The following is a 15,111-nucleotide window of genomic DNA, read 5'->3' on the forward strand; positions in this document are numbered from 1 at the left end:
GGATTACGCGATGAAAATCGAAACGACCCCTCTGCCCGGTGTTCTGCTGCTGACGCCGCGCCGTCATGGCGATCAGCGCGGCTATTTCAGCGAAAGCTGGAACCGCAAGACACTGGAGGAAGCGGGGGTTCACCTGCCGGAATTCGTTCAGGACAACCATTCCATGTCGCGCGTCAAGGGCACCCTGCGCGGGCTGCACTATCAGGCCCCGCCGATGGCGCAGGGCAAGCTGGTGCGCTGCGCGCGCGGCGCGCTTTACGACGTGGCCGTGGATATTCGGCGCGGCAGCCCGACCTATGGGCAATGGTTCGGCGCGACGCTGAGCGAGGAGAACGGCAGCCAGCTCTGGATTCCGGCGGGCTTCCTGCATGGCTTCGTCACACTCATGGCCGATACCGAGGTCGCCTATAAATGCACCGCGCATTACTCGCCCGAACATGATGGCGCGGTGCGTTGGGATTCGGTCGGCATCGACTGGAATGTCGATGCCCCGCTGCTGTCGGAGAAGGATATGAAAGCCCCCGCCTTCGTCGAATGGGACAGCCCCTTCACCATGGAGAACACGGCATGAAGATCCTGATTACCGGGGGCGCCGGTTTCATCGGCTCGGCCGTGGTCCGTCAGGCGATCCGCGACGGGCACGAGGTCGTCAATCTCGACGCGCTGACCTATGCCGCGAACCTTGCCAATGTCAAAAGCGTCTCGAACGCGCCGGGCTATGCTTTCGAGCAGGTCGATATCCGCGACCGCGCGGCGCTCCACCGGGTTTTCGCGGAACATCGCCCCGATGCGGTCATGCATCTTGCCGCCGAAAGCCATGTCGATCGGTCCATCGACGGGCCGGGCGAGTTCATCGAGACCAATATCAACGGCACCTATAACCTGCTGGAAGCCGCCCGCACCTATTGGACCCGCGAAGGCAAGCCGGAAGGTTTCCGCTTTCACCATATCTCGACCGATGAGGTGTTCGGGTCCCTGGGCGAGGATGGTCAGTTCACCGAAACCACCCCCTACGACCCGCGCAGCCCCTATTCGGCCTCCAAGGCCGCGTCCGACCATCTGGTCCGCGCCTGGCACGAGACCTATGGCCTGCCGGTCGTCATGACCAATTGTTCCAACAATTACGGGCCCTTCCACTTCCCGGAAAAGCTGGTCCCGGTGGTCATCCTGAAGGCGCTTTCGGGCCAGCCGATCCCGGTCTACGGCGATGGCGGCAATATCCGCGACTGGCTTTACGTCGAGGATCATGCCGACGCGCTGCTGACCGTTCTGGAAAAAGGCGAGCTTGGCCGCAGCTACAATATCGGCGGCGAGAACGAGGCGAGGAATATCGACCTCGTGCGCACCATCTGCGCCCATATGGACGACCTGCACCCGGCAGGCGCGCCCCATGCCGATCTGATCACCTTCGTCACCGACCGCCCCGGCCATGACCGCCGCTATGCCATCGACCCGACCCGGATCCGCAATGAGCTCGGCTGGCGCCCCTCGGTCACGGTCGAGGAAGGGCTGCGCCGCACCGTCGAATGGTATCTTGCCAATGAAGACTGGTGGCGCCCGCTGCTCAGCCGCGACGGGGTCGGCAAGCGGTTGGGGACGGGCTGATGCAGGGCTTGCTGGTCTTCGGAAAAACCGGGCAGGTCGCGCTGGAACTGGCGCGGATCGCGCCCGATGCGCATTTCGCCGGCCGGGACGAGGCCGATCTGACCGACCCCGCCGCCTGCGCCGCATTGATCCGCAGCGCAAGGCCCCGCGCGGTCATCAACGCCGCCGCCTATACGGCGGTGGACAAGGCCGAAAGCGACACTGAGACCGCCCGGCTGGTCAATGCCGAGGCCCCCGGCGCGATGGCGCGCGCCTGCGCGGATCTGGGCATTCCCTTCGTCCATATCTCGACCGATTACGTCTTCGACGGCTCGGGCGATCAGCCCCGCGCCGAGGATGCTGGAACCGGCCCGCTCGGGGTCTACGGACAGACCAAGCTGGACGGCGAACAGGCCGTCATGGCGGCGGGCGGGCAATCGGCGATCATGCGGACAAGCTGGGTCTTCTCGGCCCATGGCAGTAATTTCGTGAAGACCATGCGTCGTCTAGGGGCCGAACGCGACCGGCTGACCATCGTCGCCGACCAGATCGGCGGCCCGACCGCCGCCGCCGACATTGCCCGCGCCGCGCTGAGCATGGCCGAAACCATGGCCGCCGATCCCGCGAAAGGCGGCCTCTATCACTTCGCCGGCGCCCCGGATGTCAGCTGGGCCGATTTCGCGCGCGAGATCTTCGCCCAGTCCGGCTTTTCGCCCGAGGTCGCCGATATCCCCACCAGCGACTACCCCACGCCTGCCCGCCGCCCGCTGAATTCGCGCCTGCATTGCGCCGCGATCAGCCATGATTTCGGCATCCCCCGCCCCGAATGGCGGCGATCGCTGGCGCAGGTCATCAAGGAACTCGACCAATGACTGAACGCAAGGGCATCATCCTCGCCGGCGGCTCCGGCACACGGCTTTATCCGATCACCATGGGCGTCTCGAAGCAGCTTCTGCCGATCTATGACAAGCCGATGATCTATTACCCGATCTCGGTCCTGATGCTGGCCGGCATCCGCGAGATCGCCATCATCACCACCCCAGACGATCAGGCCCAATTCCAGCGCCTTCTGGGCGACGGCAGCCAGTGGGGGCTGGATTTCACCTATATCGCGCAACCTTCGCCCGACGGGCTGGCGCAGGCCTATCTGCTGGCACGCGACTTCCTGAACGGCGCAGCTTCGGCGATGGTGCTGGGCGACAACATCTTCTTCGGCCAGGGCCTGCCCGAACTGCTGGCGAGCGCCGATGCCAAGCCCCAGGGCGGCACCGTCTTCGGCTATCGCGTCGCCGACCCGGAACGCTACGGCGTCGTCGATTTCGACGAATCCGGCCGGGTGCGCTCCATCATCGAGAAGCCGAAACAACCGCCCTCGCAATTCGCGGTGACCGGGCTTTACTTCCTGGACGGCAGCGCGCCCGACCGCGCCGCCGGCGTCACGCCCTCGGACCGGGGAGAGCTGGAAATCACCACGCTGCTGGAGACCTATCTTCATGACGGGCTGCTGACGGTGGAACGCATGGGCCGAGGCTATGCCTGGCTGGATACTGGCACCCATGGCAGCCTGCTGGATGCCGGGAACTTCGTGCGCACGCTGGAAAAGCGGCAGGGCTTGCAGACCGGTTGCCCGGATGAGATCGCCTATGAACAGGGTTGGATCGACGCCGCACAATTGCAGCGCCGGGCCGAGCTGTTCGCCAAGAACGATTACGGGCGCTATCTGGCCGGGTTGCTGAAGTAACTCAGCCGAGCGCGCGGATCAGCCCCGGCAGTTCGGCAAAATCGGAAAACAGCGCCCGGTGCGGCAATTCCTCGGCGGGTGTCGTCCGGTAGCCTTCGGTGAACAGTAAGAAGGGCAGACCGGCAAGTTTCGCGGTTTCGGCATCGACCTCGCTGTCGCCGATATAAGCCGTCTCGCCGCCGCCCAGATCCTGCCGCAACTTCAGAAGCGTGGCCGGGTCGGGTTTGCGCGGCAGGCCGCTATCGCCGCCGATCACCCCGGCAAAGAAGCGGTCCAACCCGAGATGGCGCAGCACCGCATGGGCAGGTGCAGCAGGCTTGTTGGTGCAGACCCCCAGCACATCGCCACGCTGGCGCAGCGCGTCCAGCGCCGCCTCGACGCCCGGATAGGGCTGCGTCAGACCGACCGCGTCCTCGTATCGCGCGACCAGATTCTCGGCCATGCGCGCCGCCCGCGCGGGATCTTCAAGACCGCGCGCCGCCAGCATCTGCCCGATCAGCGCCGGCACGCCGCGCCCGACAAAGCCACGGATGGTGGCCAGATCGAAGCCTTCCAGCCCCTCATCGGCCAGCACCGCATTGGCGGTGGCGTGAATATCGGGCGCACTGTCGATCAGCGTCCCGTCGAGATCGAAAATGACGATCACCGTGCCAATGCGCCTTCGGCAGCCTCGCGGATCGCCCGGATATTCGCGCCGTAAACCTGCGGATTTTCGACCGAGCCGCCCTTGAACACGGCAGAGCCCGCGACCAGCACATCCGCGCCTGCCTTCGCGACCAATGGCGCGGTCTTCACATCGACGCCGCCATCGACCTGAATATGGATCGGCCGGTCACCGATCATGCCGCGCAGCCGGGCGATCTTGTCGACCTGGCTATGGATGAATTTCTGCCCGCCAAAGCCCGGATTGACCGACATGATCAGCACCAGATCGCAGAGATCCAGCACATATTCGATGGATTCGAGCGGTGTGCCCGGATTGAGCGAGACGCCTGCCTGTTTCCCGGTCGCCCGGATCGCCTGAAGCGTGCGGTGGATATGGGGGCCGGCCTCGATATGGGCGGTGATCAGGTCGGCCCCGGCCTCGGCATAGGCCTCGATATAGGGATCGACCGGCGCGATCATCAGATGCACGTCCATGTAGGTCTTCACATGCGGCCGGAACGCCTTCACGGCGGGCGGGCCGAAGGTCAGGTTCGGCACGAAATGACCGTCCATGACATCGACATGGACCCAGTCGGCGCCCTCCGCCTCGATGGCGCGAATCTCGCGGCCGAAATCGGCGAAATCGGCGGACAGGATCGAGGGGGCGATCTTGATGCTGCGGTCGAAGCTCATCACAGGTTTTCCGGCTCTTGCGTTCGGGGATGGCAGACGCATAGGGCCGAACCGCCGCCGCCGTCAACCGCAGCCATGTTACTTAGCCACGCCGGAACGCCCCGGACATCGCGGCGAGATAGAATGCCACCGTTCCGGGCAATGTCTGCCGCCGCAGCCTGAGCCGCGCCAGTGCCGTAGCTGATCGATGCCGCGTCAACGCCTCGGCGAAACGGCGCAGCAAGGCGCGATTTTCTTCGGTCAGTTCCTCTTCAACGGCTGACAGAGCGGCGACATTCTCGTGCAGCCAGGCACCGTAATCCCCCGTGAAAAGCTGCCACAACCGCGCCCGCATGGCCGGCAAGGTGTCATTGCGCCCCTTCAGGTTGTCCCCATGCTGGCGATAAAGAAGCACCTCGGCATCGTCGCGGTAAATGGGAAACCCGGCCCCGGTGACCAGCTGGTAAAGCCACCAGTCATGCGATTCGATCCCGGCGGCTGCGGCGGCAGGCGCCGCGCGCTGCGCCAAGGCAACCGTAGCGGGCGGCAGCAGCAGGGTATTGCCGGGCGTCACCGCCTGAATCAGCGCATTGCGGAACCCGAAAGGTCCGGGAAACCGCCGAGAGGCCGTCAGCGGTCGCAGATCGGCATCGCAGATCGTCGTCCGCGCGCAGTAGAGGCCAAGGCCATGATCCCCGTTCAGGATCCCGATTGCCCGCGCCAGCTTGTCGTCATGCCAGACATCGTCCTGATCGGCGAATGCCATGAACTCATCCGGCTGGGCTTGGGCAATCAACGACAGGAAATTTCGCGTGGCGCCCGCTTTCGGCCCTTCGATCAACTGCACCTGCCCTGCCGGTCGCGAGGCCGCGAAGGCCCGCACGATCTCGGGGCCCGCATCACAAGAGCCATCGTCGGATACCACAAGTCGCCAATCGGAATGCGTCTGGCGCGCAATGCTGTCGAGCTGGGCCGCGACATGCTCGCCCCCCTGATAAAGCGCCAGTCCGATCAGTATCCGTGCCAAGCCACCCTCGCCATTCGACTTCAGTTCGGCCCTTTTGCCGCGATCAGCGCGATCAGCGCAAGCCGGCAGCCGGCGCTGCCTGAGCATCCGGGGCTTGTCGGCGCGCGATCCGTGGGAACGTCAGTCGCAGATCCGCCAGCCGCCCCTGCGGGCGGCGATGTCGAAATGCAGGTGGTCGTCATGGGCAGCATCGGAGCCGGGACCGAGCACCGTGGTGAAATACAGACAGGCACCATGGCGCATCGCCTTCTGCACCGCCTCGCGCATGTCGCCAGATCCGTTGCGCGGCGAGATGGTCAATTCGCTGCCATCGGAGAGTTTCAGCGCCGCGATGTCGAAGGCATTGCCAAGCGCATGTTCCGACAGCTTTTCGCCGCCATCCCCGACCCGGGCGCGGCATTGATAGGTCGAACCCGGCACGATCCCGGTAATGGCTGGCGCGCCGGGCAGGTGCCGGACGACCGGCACGGCCTCGTCGCGCAGCCACAGCGCCAGTTGCCGCACCGTCGCACAGCGCATGGTCGCGCCGCCGGCAATGCCGACGCCGGGCTGCAAGGCGGTGACGTTCAGCGGCCGGGCAATCCCGCAATCGCGATCCTCGGGCGAGGTCAGCGGGTCGAGACGCGTATAGCGGACCCCCAGCATGGTCAGGCCGAAAAGGCAGGACAGATAGCTGGCATCGCTCTCGGTCAGCGCCTGCCAGGCCGGCGGATCTGGCTCGACCCCGGGCTTCTCGACGAAGGGTTGGTCCCCGACGGCAGGGATATCGGGCCGGGCGGTCGGCGGCATCTCGGGGCGCATGACCGGCCTTTGGGCTTCGGGCGCGACCTCTGCCCCGGTCTGCCCGGACGCTGCCAGTCCCGGCGACCAGACCATCCCGAGGATGAGAAGCAGGCGCCCGAACATGGTCCTACTGCGCCGGAACCTGCTGTCCCGCCGCCGGCTGAACCAAGACACCGGGCGCGCCCGAGGTCGCCGCCTCGACCGCGGCGGCCAGCGGATCGGTCGGCGCGGCACCCGTGGCCGGCACCGCTGCGGGCACGACCGGCATCGCCGCCAGACTCGCGGGTCGCGGCAGCGGCGGGGCCGAGGAGATCAGCGCCAGCGAAGCCACCCCGGCAACCCCTGCCGCCGGCACCGGCCCGGCCGCAGCCGCCACCGCTTTCGAGACACCCTTGGCCTCGCCCATGACATCGGCCAGCGAGGTGCCGCGCTCCAGAAAATCGACCGTGGTGATGCCGGGCTGGACCATATGGGCCAGTTCCTCGGCATCCCAATTGGTCAGCCGCACACAACCATGCGATTCGCTGACGAACAGGCGCGATGGCGTCGGCGTGCCGTGGATGCCATAGGTCGGCTTGGTCAGCGCGATCCAGACCGTGCCCACCGGCCCGTTCGGCCCCGGCGGCAGGGTCAGCACCGTCTTGTTCTCGCCCTGGGTGAAATTGATCGCCGGGTTATAGGTATATTCCGGCTTCAGCGCCACGGCGCGGACCTTGTGGGTCCCGCTCGGCGACGGCGTCTCGGTCGAGCCGATGGTGGCCGGGTAATTCACCACCATATGCCCCTCGGCATCGTAGCCGGCGACGCGGTTGGTGCCCTTCTCGACGAAGATCCGCGCCACCTTGGCGCGCAGGGGCTTCGACGGCGCGATCACCTTGATGGTGGAGCCCGCGACCAGCGGAATGCCCGGGTTCAGGGTTGAGACGAATTTCTCGTCCATGTGAAAACGCTCGCCCAGCTTCTCGGCCACGCTGGTATAGCCGAGCGAGGTCATGTTCGCCTTTTCCAGGTAATCGTTCGGGATATGCAGCGTCAGTTCCGAGGCGTCGGCCTCGGTGATGGTGTAATCCATGGTCATGGCGCCGCCGGCAAAGGGCTGCAGCGCGGCCCAGACCTGCGGGTCCATCTGGCCATCGGCGGGCAGACCGCTGCGGCGTTCGAATGCGGCGATGGCGCTGCGGCTCATGCCGCCCTTGATGCCGTCGATCACCCCGGGCGAGGTGCCGGCGCGGTCCAGCATCACCTGCACCTTGACCGTCAGCGCCGATTGACCGGAGGGCAGCGGCCCGCCCGCATAGCTGGCTGCCTCGATACCTGCGGCGGTGATCGGGGCAGCCGCAGCGAAGCCCGGCAGAAGCACGGCAAGGACCGTCGAGAAAAGGGCGGTGCGGAGAGAGACGGGCATGCAAGCCTCCTGCTGCGGTGTGATTGAAACATATCACATGGCAGGAGTTCCCCGTCTAGCGCACGAAGCTGGCCCGATGCCCCGGCGGATATACGCGGCGCGAGTGGGACAGTGCGCGCCCATCGCTCCACAGGGTGCGGTCCAGCGTCAGCACCGGAAAGCCCTTTTCGGCCCCCAACTCCTCGGCACATTCGGCGGTCAGGCGGGTGGCCAGAATCTCCAGCCGGCCGGACAGTTGCGGCACCACGCGGCGCATCCATTCCAGCGGCTCGGCATCGCGGATCATCTCATCGGTCAGGGCGACATAATCCTGTGGCGCGAGATAGCCCACCTCGACGCAATAGGGTGCATCATCGGCAGTTATCAATGCGCGATAGCGGATCAGCGGTTCGGCGCGGGTGACATGCATGATCGACATCACCTCAGGGGTGGCGCGCACGACATCGCGCCCCGTCAGATGATAGGCATAGGTCGCGCCGGTCGCCTCGACCTCATCGCGGATCGGGGTTGCTTCGGCGCCGGCATCGGGGACCGACGTGGCCGCGACCCGGGTGCCGACCCTTCGCCGGCGCTGCACGATTCCGTCCTGTGCCAACTGGCTGAGCGCTCGATTCACGGTCGCGCGCGCGCAACCCAGTTCATCGGCCAGTTGATGTTCGGTCGGGATCAGTTGCCCCGCCTTCCATCTGCCGCTGCGGATACGGCGCAGGACTTCGGCCTGAACCGCTTGCCACGTATTCAGTGTCTGACGACCGGCAGGCCTCAGACTGCCGGATGGAAGCGATGGTTCTAGCTTGGCATTCAACATGGGTTTGACCTGCTCTCGTTGCGATGGCAGTGATATGAGTTGATCATGAAGTAGGAACCGCAGTTCATCCCGTCAAAGGGCAGCGGCGGCCCCGACACAATCGTGAATTGAGTTGATCATTCGGTGAGGTGCCGTTGCGACATATCATTATTGGCTCGATTGTTTTTATGCATGTGTCCAAAAGAATGATACACACGCATGAGGAGAGCGGTGTAGTACAAAATTGTTCTTCGGCGGATATCTTCCGATATGATCACGACGCCCCGGAATAGTTGTCCCGATTTCGCCCATGAGCTTGACGCCTGGCGCGATGGCGCGCGGATCGTCGCCGGCGTGGACGAGGCCGGGCGTGGCCCGCTGGCCGGCCCGGTCACGGCGGCGGCGGTGGTGCTCGATATCCGCCGGCTGCCCGGCGGGTTGAACGATTCCAAGAAACTCTCGCCCGCCTCTCGCGACCGCCTGGCCGATGCGATTCGCGGCAGCGCCGATTGGGCCATAGCCCATGTCTGGGTCGAGGAGATCGACCGTCTCAATATCCTGCAGGCGTCGCATCTGGCCATGTGCCGCGCCCTGTCCGGTCTGCGCCGGGCCCCGACCATGGCGCTGATCGACGGCAACGCCGTGCCGAAGGCGCTGCCGATGCCGGGCCGGGCCATCGTCAAGGGCGACGCGCGCGCGCTCAGCATCGCGGCGGCTTCGATCCTGGCGAAAACCGCGCGCGATAAGGTCATGGTGGATTTGGCGCAACAGTTTCCCGGCTACGGCTGGGACCGGAACGCCGGATACCCCACCCCCGAACACAAGCGCGCACTGATGGAACTGGGCGTGACCCCATATCATCGACGCACTTTTGCACCCGTCCACAATATCTTGTGTAAAGCCACAACCACAACTGATTGATTCAAATAAATAAATTGACGGCGAATCACCGCTGACTCATCATTCGGCATATACCAGACCGGGAAAATCCGGCGGATCGAGAGGCAGAGATGACACCGAACAAGACCGCGTCCGCGCGACCCTTACCGCTGAACCAGATCCTCGCAGGCGACTGCATCGAGGTGATGAATGCGCTGCCCGAGGCCAGCGTGGACCTGATCTTTGCCGATCCGCCCTATAACCTGCAGCTTCGCGGCGACCTGCACCGGCCGGACAATTCCCGCGTCGATGCGGTGGACGATCACTGGGACCAGTTTTCCAGTTTCGCCGCCTATGACCAGTTCACCCGCGAATGGCTGGCCGCCGCGCGCCGGCTTCTGAAACCGAATGGCGCGCTCTGGGTGATCGGCAGCTATCACAATATCTTTCGCGTCGGCGCCGAATTGCAGAATCAGGGCTTCTGGATCCTCAACGACGTGGTCTGGCGCAAATCGAACCCGATGCCGAATTTCCGCGGCAAGCGCCTGACCAATGCCCATGAAACGCTGATCTGGTGCTCGAAATCGGAAGGCGCGAAATACACCTTCAATTACGAAGCCCTGAAGATGCTGAACGAGGGCGTGCAGATGCGCTCGGACTGGGTGCTGCCGATCTGCAATGGCGGCGAGCGGTTGAAGGATGACAAGGGCGACAAGGCCCACCCGACCCAGAAGCCGGAATCGCTGCTGCATCGGGTCCTGATCGGCACCACCAATCCTGGCGATGTCGTGCTCGACCCGTTCTTCGGCACCGGCACGACCGGCGCGGTCGCCAAGATGCTGGGCCGCGATTTCATCGGCATTGAGCGTGAAAGCGGCTATCGCGACGCCGCCAGCAAGCGGATGGAGCGCATCCGCCGCCTTCACGCCGAGGCGCTCGCCACCTCGACCGGCAAGCGTGCCGAGCCGCGCGTCCCCTTCGGCCAGGTCGTCGAGCGCGGGATGCTACGCCCCGGCGAAGAGCTTTATTCGCTGGGCAACCGCCACAAAGCCCGCGTCCGCGCCGATGGCAGCCTGACCGGCGGCGACATCCAGGGCTCGATCCACCAGGTCGGCGCCCGGCTGGAAGGCGCGCCCTCCTGCAACGGCTGGACCTATTGGCACTTCAAGCGCGAGGGGAAGATGATCCCCATCGACGCGCTGCGCCAGCAGATCCGCGACGAGATGGACGAACGCCCGAACTGACATCCCCCACAAGTTTCGCCATGTCCGACAGCCTCGCTCGTTCGGCTCGGACAAACTTGCCCCGTCATCCTCGGATGGCGGGGCTTTTTTCTGCGAACCTGCGGTAGACCGATGGCGCGGTGTCTATCAGTCCGCGCCGGGCGGGACCGGCAAGTGTTAACGCCGGTGCCCAGCTTGCAACTTGCCCGGCCTTACGCCACGCCGTGCTCGTCCTTGAACTTGCGGCGATAGGCGTGGAGCAAGGGCTCGGTATAGCCCGAGGGCTGCGCGCGGCCCTTGAAGACCAGATCGCAGGCGGCCTGGAAGGCCAGCGAATCCGAGCCATCCCCCATCGGCAGATAGGCCGGATCGCCGGCATTCTGGCGGTCGACGATGGCCGCTGCCTTCTTCATCGCCCCCATCACCCGGTCCTCGCTGACCACGCCGTGATGCAGCCAGTTGGCCAGCATCTGCGAGGAAATCCGGCAGGTGGCGCGGTCCTCCATCTGGCCGACATCCTCGATATCGGGGACCTTGGAACAGCCGACGCCCTGATCGACCCAGCGGACGACATAGCCGAGGATACCCTGCGCGTTGTTCAGGATCTCGGCGTCGATCTCGGCCTCGGGATAGCCGTTCGAGGGGGCGAGCGGGATGGTCAGCAGCTCCTCCAGCTTGCGGCGAGGGGCGGTTTTCAGGATCTCGTCCTGCCGCGCCTTCACATCGACCTGATGGTAATGCGTCGCATGCAGCGTGGCGGCGGTGGGCGACGGCACCCAGGCGCAGTTCGCACCGGATTTCGGGTGGCCGATCTTGGCCTCCAGCATCGCTGCCATGCGGTCCGGCATGGCCCACATGCCCTTGCCGATCTGGCCCTTGCCCTGAAAACCGCAGGCCAGGGCGATATCGACATTGCGATCCTCATAGCTGGACAGCCAGGGTTCGTTCTTCATCAGCGCCTTGCGCTTCATCACGCCGGCTTCCATCGAGGTATGGATCTCGTCGCCGGTGCGGTCGAGGAAGCCGGTATTGACGAAGGCCGCCCGGTGGCGCGCGGCGCGGATACATTCCTTGAGATTGGCCGAGGTCCGGCGCTCCTCGTCCATGATGCCGATCTTGATGGTGTGGCGCGGCAGGCCGAGGATGTCTTCGACCGCGCCAAAGATCTCGTCCGCAAGCGCCACCTCATCGGGGCCGTGCATCTTCGGCTTCACGATATAGACCGAGGCGGCGGAATTGGCCTTCGCGCCTTTCAGGTCGTGCATCGAGGCCGCGACCGTGAACAGCGCATCCATGATCCCTTCCGGGATTTCCTTGCCGTCGGCGGTCAGCACCGCCGGGTTGGTCATCAGATGGCCGACATTGCGCACGAACATCAGCGCCCGGCCCTTCAGCTTGGCGGGCTTTCCGTCGGGCGCGGTATAGGCGATGTCGTCTTCCAGACGGCGGGTCATCTGCTTGCCGCCCTTCTCGAAGGTTTCCTGCAGGCTGCCGTTCATCAGCCCCAGCCAATTGCCGTAAGCCACCACCTTGTCGGCGGCATCGACGGCGGCAACGCTGTCCTCGCAATCCATGATCGCCGACATGGCCGATTCCAGCCGCAGATCGGCAACGCCGGCGCGGTCAGTCTTGCCGATGGTGTTCGAAGGGTCGATGTCGATGATGATATGCAGCCCGTTATGGACCAGCACGATCCCCTTGGGCGCAGCCGTATCGCCGATATAGCCGGCGAAAGATGCGGGATCGGTCAGCCCGGTCTCGCCCTTATCGGTGCTGGCGACCAGCTTGCCTGCCTTGACCGCATAGCCGGTCACATCGGCATGGCTGGCGCCCGAGAGCGGCACCGCCTGATCGAGGAAGTTCTTCGCCCAGGCAATCACCTCAGCGCCACGCGCGGCGTCATAGCCCTTGCCCTCGGGCAGCGAGCCCATCGCGTCCGAGCCATAAAGCGCGTCATACAGGCTGCCCCAGCGGGCATTGGCGGCATTGAGCGCGAAACGCGCATTCATCACCGGCACCACCAGCTGCGGCCCTGAAATCGTTGCCACCTCGGGATCGACATTGGCGGTGTCGATCTGGAAATCGGGACCTTCCGGCTTCAGATAGCCGATCTGTTCCAGAAAGGCGCGATAGGCGGCCGGATCGAATTCGGCATTGCGATGGGCGACATGCCATTTGTCGATGGCGGCCTGCAATTCCTCGCGCTTGGCCAATGCCTCGGCATTGCGCGGCCCGAAGCGATCCACGAGAGAGGCCAGCCCGGCCCAGAAATCCCCCGGTGCCACCCCGGTGCCCGGCAGCAGCGTGTTTTCGGCGAAAGCCGCCAATTCATCCGCGACCTGAAGGCCGGATTTCTGAACATATTCCATGAGCGCGTCCTCTTTCCCCTCGGCGGCAATATTCGCCGACCCTTTTGGTGGCAACGCCCCGGCAGGGCAACCCCTGTTAGCCCAAACGGCACTCTCGGGGCGCTGCATCAGCGGCCCCGTCCGCGCCGCTCCGCAAGCGGATCAGTGCCCGCCATCGGACTGCATGGCAGCCTCGCGGACCTCATCGTCAGACACCGCTTCCGCGCCGTTGAAGGCCATGTTCAGCACCAAAGCGGTGATCGAGGCCAGAAGGATGCCCGAATCGATCAGCGGGTGGATGGCATGGGGGATGTGCATCTTGAAATCGGGCGCCACCAACGGAATCATCCCCATCCCGAGAGAGACCGCGACGATGAAGGCATTGCTGCGGTTTTCCTTGAAATCCACCGCCGTCAGGATGCGGATGCCGGTGGCCGCGACCATGCCGAACATGACCAGCCCGGCACCGCCCAGAACCACGGTCGGCAGCGCCTCGACCAATGCGCCCATCTTCGGCACCAGCCCGAGCACGATCATGATGATCCCGCCGGCCACACAGACGAAGCGCGAGCGCACGCCGGTCACGCCGACCAGCCCGACATTCTGGCTGAACGAGGTATAGGGGAAGGTATTGAAAAGCCCGCCGATCAGCGTGCCAAGCCCATCGGTGCGCAGCCCCGCCGCCAATGCCTGCTGACTGGGACGGCGGCCGCACATCTCTCCGAGGGCCAGGAACATGCCGAGCGATTCGATCATCACCACGACCATGACCAGCACCATGGTCAGGATCATCACCGGATCGAAGATCGGGGTGCCGAAATGGAAGGGCATGATCAGCGCGAACCAGCCGGCATCGGCGACCTTGTCGAAATGCATCATCCCGAGGATCGCGGCGATCACCGCACCGGTCACGATGCCGACCAGCACGGCGATATTCGACAGGAAGCCTCGGGCGTATTTCATCACCAGAATGATCGCCAGCAGCACCAGCGCCGCGATCAGCATGTTCTGGGGCGCGGCGTAATTCGGGTTGTTCACCGTCGGCGCGAGCGCAAAGCCCTGCGGGACCGGCGGCACGCCGTTCAGGCCCGTGACCGTATCGACCCAGGCCTGCGCCTCGGGGTTCACCGTTCGGGGCGCGGTCGGCCCGACCGGCAGGCCGAAGATCCAGTTGATCCCGATCCGCATCAGGCTGACCCCGATGACCAGAATGATCGAGCCGGTCACGACCGGCGGAAAGAAGCGGATCAGCCGCGACATCAGGGGCGCGATCAGCATCGCAATCACGCCGGCAGCCATGATCGCCCCGAACAGCATCCGCGCGCCCTCGGGCCCCGGATTGGCAAGCGCGATCGAGACCATCGGCCCGACCGAGGCGAAAGTGACCCCCATCATCACCGGCAGCTTGACCCCGAACCATGGCGTCAGCCCATAGGACTGGATGATCGTCACCAGCCCGCAGACAAACAGGTCAGCCGAGATCAGGAAGGCCACCTGTTCCGGCTCCAGCGCCAGCGCCCGACCGACGATCAGCGGCACGGCGATGGCACCCGCATACATGACCAGCACATGCTGCAGCCCCAGCGTGAACAGCCGGGCGGGTGGCAGAAGCTCATCGACGGCAGGTGTCGCCTGTGCGGTTGTGTCTGTGGCCATGTCTGGTCCCCCCTGGTGGATCGCTGCGATCCCGGTCCTGTGCAGCACCGGTCAAGGCCATGAATCCCCCCTCGACCGACGCCGCAATAATCTGCCACATTTGCCGGTAAATCGGGCAATCATGCGCGCAGAAGCTTGTCCACGCAGCAGATAACCCTGCCCGCGCCTCCTGGAGGTCATTTTGTCGGCAGTTTGGCACCGATGTCAAATACCCATGGTGCACAGTGCACCCTGCACAACCCTCGCGCAGGACAGGCCCTAAAGCGGCATGTGGCGGTTCACATCCTTGTAGAGCAGATAGCGGAACGGCCCCGGCCCGCCGGCATAGCAGGCCTGCGGGCAGAAGGCGCGCAGCCACATG

14 protein-coding genes and 1 pseudogene are annotated in these 15,111 nt (G+C 65.0%); 6 read left to right on the plus strand and 9 right to left on the minus strand.

Going from position 1 to position 15,111, the window contains the following annotated elements; translation table 11 throughout:
* Positions 1 to 10: 10 nt before the first annotated feature.
* From rfbC to rfbA, 4 genes are read left to right on the plus strand one after another with little or no spacing between them, the layout of a single operon-like run.
* Positions 11 to 571: a dTDP-4-dehydrorhamnose 3,5-epimerase gene (rfbC, locus tag Q0330_RS02755; RefSeq protein WP_299474100.1), complete on the plus strand. Its 561-nt coding sequence runs from the start codon at positions 11 to 13 to the stop codon at positions 569 to 571.
* A complete protein-coding gene (rfbB, locus tag Q0330_RS02760) occupies positions 568 to 1,605 on the plus strand; it encodes a dTDP-glucose 4,6-dehydratase (protein WP_299474103.1) in 1,038 nt (345 codons plus the stop codon). Before rfbC ends, rfbB begins: the two co-directional genes overlap by 4 nt.
* Positions 1,605 to 2,456 carry a dTDP-4-dehydrorhamnose reductase gene (gene rfbD, locus Q0330_RS02765; protein WP_299474106.1) on the plus strand — a complete coding sequence of 284 codons (852 nt, stop codon included), beginning with the start codon at positions 1,605 to 1,607 and terminating at the stop codon, positions 2,454 to 2,456. Before rfbB ends, rfbD begins: the two co-directional genes overlap by 1 nt.
* The gene (gene rfbA, locus Q0330_RS02770; RefSeq protein WP_299474109.1) at positions 2,453 to 3,325 is read left to right on the plus strand and encodes a glucose-1-phosphate thymidylyltransferase RfbA; all 873 of its coding nucleotides are present in this window, start codon (positions 2,453 to 2,455) and stop codon (positions 3,323 to 3,325) included. Before rfbD ends, rfbA begins: the two co-directional genes overlap by 4 nt.
* Position 3,326: 1 nt before the next feature.
* Here rfbA and gph read toward each other — a convergent pair whose 3' ends face one another.
* From gph to Q0330_RS02800, 6 genes are all read right to left on the minus strand, one after another.
* Positions 3,327 to 3,971, minus strand: coding sequence for a phosphoglycolate phosphatase (gene gph, locus Q0330_RS02775; RefSeq protein ID WP_299474112.1), 645 nt, complete (start codon positions 3,969 to 3,971; stop codon positions 3,327 to 3,329).
* Complete coding sequence (gene rpe / locus Q0330_RS02780; RefSeq protein ID WP_299474115.1) at positions 3,968 to 4,663, minus strand: ribulose-phosphate 3-epimerase; 696 nt, start codon at positions 4,661 to 4,663, stop codon at positions 3,968 to 3,970. The genes gph and rpe overlap by 4 nt, the downstream gene beginning before the upstream one ends.
* An 82-nt stretch (positions 4,664 to 4,745) precedes the next feature.
* Positions 4,746 to 5,669, minus strand: a complete 924-nt coding sequence (locus tag Q0330_RS02785) for a glycosyltransferase (RefSeq protein ID WP_299474118.1) — start codon at positions 5,667 to 5,669, stop codon at positions 4,746 to 4,748.
* Between the two features lie 120 nt (positions 5,670 to 5,789).
* Positions 5,790 to 6,575, minus strand: a complete 786-nt coding sequence (locus Q0330_RS02790) for an extensin family protein (protein ID WP_299474121.1) — start codon at positions 6,573 to 6,575, stop codon at positions 5,790 to 5,792.
* A 4-nt stretch (positions 6,576 to 6,579) separates the two neighbouring features.
* Positions 6,580 to 7,857 carry a L,D-transpeptidase family protein gene (locus Q0330_RS02795; protein ID WP_299474124.1) on the minus strand — a complete coding sequence of 426 codons (1,278 nt, stop codon included), beginning with the start codon at positions 7,855 to 7,857 and terminating at the stop codon, positions 6,580 to 6,582.
* A 55-nt stretch (positions 7,858 to 7,912) separates the two neighbouring features.
* Positions 7,913 to 8,665, minus strand: coding sequence for a GntR family transcriptional regulator (locus Q0330_RS02800; protein WP_299474127.1), 753 nt, complete (start codon positions 8,663 to 8,665; stop codon positions 7,913 to 7,915).
* A gap of 249 nt (positions 8,666 to 8,914) precedes the next feature.
* Here Q0330_RS02800 and Q0330_RS02805 point away from each other — a divergent pair, with 249 nt between their 5' ends.
* Positions 8,915 to 9,565 carry a ribonuclease HII gene (locus tag Q0330_RS02805; protein ID WP_299474130.1) on the plus strand — a complete coding sequence of 217 codons (651 nt, stop codon included), beginning with the start codon at positions 8,915 to 8,917 and terminating at the stop codon, positions 9,563 to 9,565.
* Between the two features lie 89 nt (positions 9,566 to 9,654).
* A complete protein-coding gene (locus tag Q0330_RS02810) occupies positions 9,655 to 10,767 on the plus strand; it encodes a site-specific DNA-methyltransferase (protein WP_299474132.1) in 1,113 nt (370 codons plus the stop codon).
* Between the two features lie 191 nt (positions 10,768 to 10,958).
* Here the strand turns inward: Q0330_RS02810 and Q0330_RS02815 are convergent, their stop codons facing one another.
* The 3 genes and pseudogenes from Q0330_RS02815 to Q0330_RS02825 form a co-directional block, all read right to left on the minus strand.
* Positions 10,959 to 13,115, minus strand: coding sequence for a malate synthase G (locus tag Q0330_RS02815; RefSeq protein WP_299474134.1), 2,157 nt, complete (start codon positions 13,113 to 13,115; stop codon positions 10,959 to 10,961).
* A gap of 141 nt (positions 13,116 to 13,256) precedes the next feature.
* Positions 13,257 to 14,750 (minus strand): nucleobase:cation symporter-2 family protein, encoded by a 1,494-nt coding sequence (locus Q0330_RS02820; protein WP_299474136.1) that lies wholly within the window; start codon positions 14,748 to 14,750, stop codon positions 13,257 to 13,259.
* Between the two features lie 258 nt (positions 14,751 to 15,008).
* Positions 15,009 to 15,111, minus strand: a pseudogene (locus Q0330_RS02825) ((S)-ureidoglycine aminohydrolase); the annotation flags it as partial.

Origin of the sequence: uncultured Paracoccus sp. (genome assembly GCF_937873615.1) — a bacterium.
GTDB lineage: Bacteria > Pseudomonadota > Alphaproteobacteria > Rhodobacterales > Rhodobacteraceae > Paracoccus.